The organism is Ruegeria sp. A4 (genome assembly GCF_056543025.1).
In genome coordinates this window covers 1-2,421 of record NZ_JBQGAW010000021.1, presented here as the reverse complement: position 1 = coordinate 2,421, position 2,421 = coordinate 1, and the positions used below count along the sequence as shown (strand labels likewise).

Annotated in this window: 2 protein-coding genes and 1 pseudogene; 2 read left to right on the top strand and 1 reads right to left on the bottom strand. The window is 59.0% G+C overall.

The annotated features are described in order from the left end of the window. A pseudogene (gene glyA, locus ACR0E2_RS20630) lies at nt 1-155 on the top strand (serine hydroxymethyltransferase); the annotation flags it as partial. Between the two features lie 18 nt (nt 156-173). Further along, on the top strand, nt 174-1,151 hold the full coding sequence (locus ACR0E2_RS20625; RefSeq protein WP_480447752.1) for an HpcH/HpaI aldolase/citrate lyase family protein: 978 nt from the start codon (nt 174-176) through the stop codon (nt 1,149-1,151). Between the two features lie 69 nt (nt 1,152-1,220). On the opposite strand, the gene ACR0E2_RS20620 is transcribed toward ACR0E2_RS20625, so the two are convergent. Further along, complete coding sequence (locus tag ACR0E2_RS20620) at nt 1,221-2,222, bottom strand: helix-turn-helix domain-containing protein (RefSeq protein WP_480447751.1); 1,002 nt, start codon at nt 2,220-2,222, stop codon at nt 1,221-1,223. Between the last annotated feature and the right edge of the window lie 199 nt (nt 2,223-2,421).

Sequence of the window (2,421 nt, the reverse complement as noted above, 5' to 3'; positions counted from 1 at the left end):
GCGAGGTCGAATTCCGCCAGATCGCCGACTGGATCATCGAAGTGGTCGACGGCCTGGCCGCCAATGGCGAAGACGGCAACGGCGCCGTCGAGGCCAAGGTCAAGGCCGAAGTCGCAGACCTCTGCGCACGCTTCCCGATCTATCCGAACCTGTGAGACGAAGGACCAGAATCCATGAGCTTTCATTCCATCGACCAAGCCCCAGCCCGACTGAACCGAAGTGAATTGGCCGTGCCCGGCAGCCAACCCGGAATGTTCGAAAAGGCAGCCCAATCCGATGTAGACGTCATTTTTCTTGATCTGGAAGACGCGGTTGCACCGGATGAAAAGGAACAGGCCCGCAGGAACATCATTCAGGCGCTGAACGACATCGATTGGGGCAACAAGACCATGTCGGTTCGGATCAACGGTCTGGACACGCATTACATGTACCGCGACGTCGTCGATGTGGTCGAACAGGCGGGTGAGCGGCTGGACCTGATCATGATTCCCAAGGTCGGAACGGCTGCGGATGTCTATGCCGTCGATATGCTGGTGACCCAGATCGAAGATGCCAAGGGTTACAAAAAACGGATCGGGTTCGAGCACATCATCGAAACCGCGCTTGGCATGCAGAATGTCAGCGAGATCGCAGCGGCTTCGAAGCGCAATGAAAGCCTGCACTTCGGCGTGGCCGACTATGCGGCCTCGACCCGTGCGCGCACCACGATCATCGGTGGTGTGAACCCCGATTATTCCGTTTTGACCGATGCGGACCCCGAGGGCGGTCGCCAGACCCATTGGGGTGACATGTGGCATTATGCTCTGGCCCGCATGGTGGTTGCGGCGCGCGCCAACGGGCTGCGTCCGATTGATGGGCCTTTTGGCGATTTTCAGGACCCGGACGGTTACAAGGCCGCCGCAAAACGTGCCGCCGTTCTGGGTTGCGAGGGCAAATGGGCCATTCATCCAAGCCAGATCGCGCTGGCGAACGAGGTGATGTCGCCGTCCGACGCCGAGGTCAACAAGGCGCAGCGCATTCTTGTTGCCATGGCCGAGGCCGAGGCAGACGGAAAAGGCGCCGTTTCGCTGGACGGCCGGCTGATAGACTACGCCTCCATCCGTCAGGCCGAAGTGCTGGTGGAAAAGGCCAGCCAGATTGCTGCGGCGTGAACCAAACCAAAGTTGCGTGGGCAAACTGCCCACGCGATGTCATCGCCCGTTGCGGACGCCGAAGAAGTGCTAGGATCCTTCCGGCGCCATCGACCCCATGAACCGACGGTCCCGCACATCATCCGGGCTGGTTTTGTAGCAGCGTTGAAACGCACGTTTCAAAGCGACGGGCGATGAAAAACCGGTGGCTGCCGAGATTTCGATCTGCGACATGTTCGTGAACTGCAACAGGTTCTGCGCCCGTTCCAGACGAAGCTCCTTGTACGTGGAAAGAAGCTTTGCTCCGGTTTTGCTCAGGAACCGCCGTTGCAGTTGACGCGTCGAGGTTTTGAGCAAACGGGAAAGGTCCGAGATCGTCAGAGGATCTTCGATGTTCTCCTGCATCGCATCCAAAGTACGCACCACCAGAAGATCGCCTTTTGCCCTGTGCACCAGCCGGGCAGCCAACCTGCTTTCGTGTTTTTGCGTAGGTTCGGTCAGACCGATATAGCTGCGCAATGCGTCCGCTATATGCTCTCCGTGATCCATGGACACGAATTCGGACAACAACCGCAACGCGCTCAGTCTGCTGGTCGCGCTGTGGGGGTGCCCGTCGGCGGCCAGATGGGTTGCCGCACCGCAGCTTTCCAATCCGCTTTCCAGCGCGGCCGCGGCAAAGTTCGGGTGAACCGCAACGATGTTTCGGCCTGCTCTGCCCATTTGCACCAGCAACAGGACAGCTCCACCGACCAGAACGGTCCTTGAAGACAGGTTGAGAACTTGCGAAATCCAGCTTCTGCGCGGACCGGAGACGTCCCAGTTGTTCTGCAGATCGCCCCAGAATATCGCCGTCCGACCTGCCCAATAAAGAGGCCCGCCGACCGAGTCATTTCCGGACACCCGGAGATTGACGACGTAAGAGCAGTTTTCGACCAGGCTGTTCAGAGCGTGATAGAACTCCACGACGATCTCAGCCGATGCCAGCGCCCGCGTGTCGCTGAGGATAACATCGATGTGTTTTATTCTTTCGGGCACCTCCGGCCCGGTCTTTGCCAGGTCGGCGCGATCATTTGCGAGGACATAGTGTTTCATTGTTCCTCCATCAAATTGACGAGAGGCAGCGCCTCGCAGGACGCTGCCCTCATTTTCGGATTTCAATCCGCCAGAGCAAACCGCGGATTGCTACGCCCGGTTCCCTATTCCGCGGCGTCTGCGTATGCGTCCATTGGGGGGCATGTGCAGACGAGGTTTCTGTCACCGTATGCGTTGTCGACGCGGTTGACGGGGGACC

Bases quoted from the DNA above. Each gene is read 5' to 3' on its own strand.
- ACR0E2_RS20625 (WP_480447752.1), top strand. From the start codon at position 174: ATGAGCTTTCATTCCATCGACCAAGCCCCAGCCCGACTGAACCGAAGT.
- ACR0E2_RS20620 (WP_480447751.1), bottom strand. From the start codon at position 2,222: ATGAAACACTATGTCCTCGCAAATGATCGCGCCGACCTGGCAAAGACC.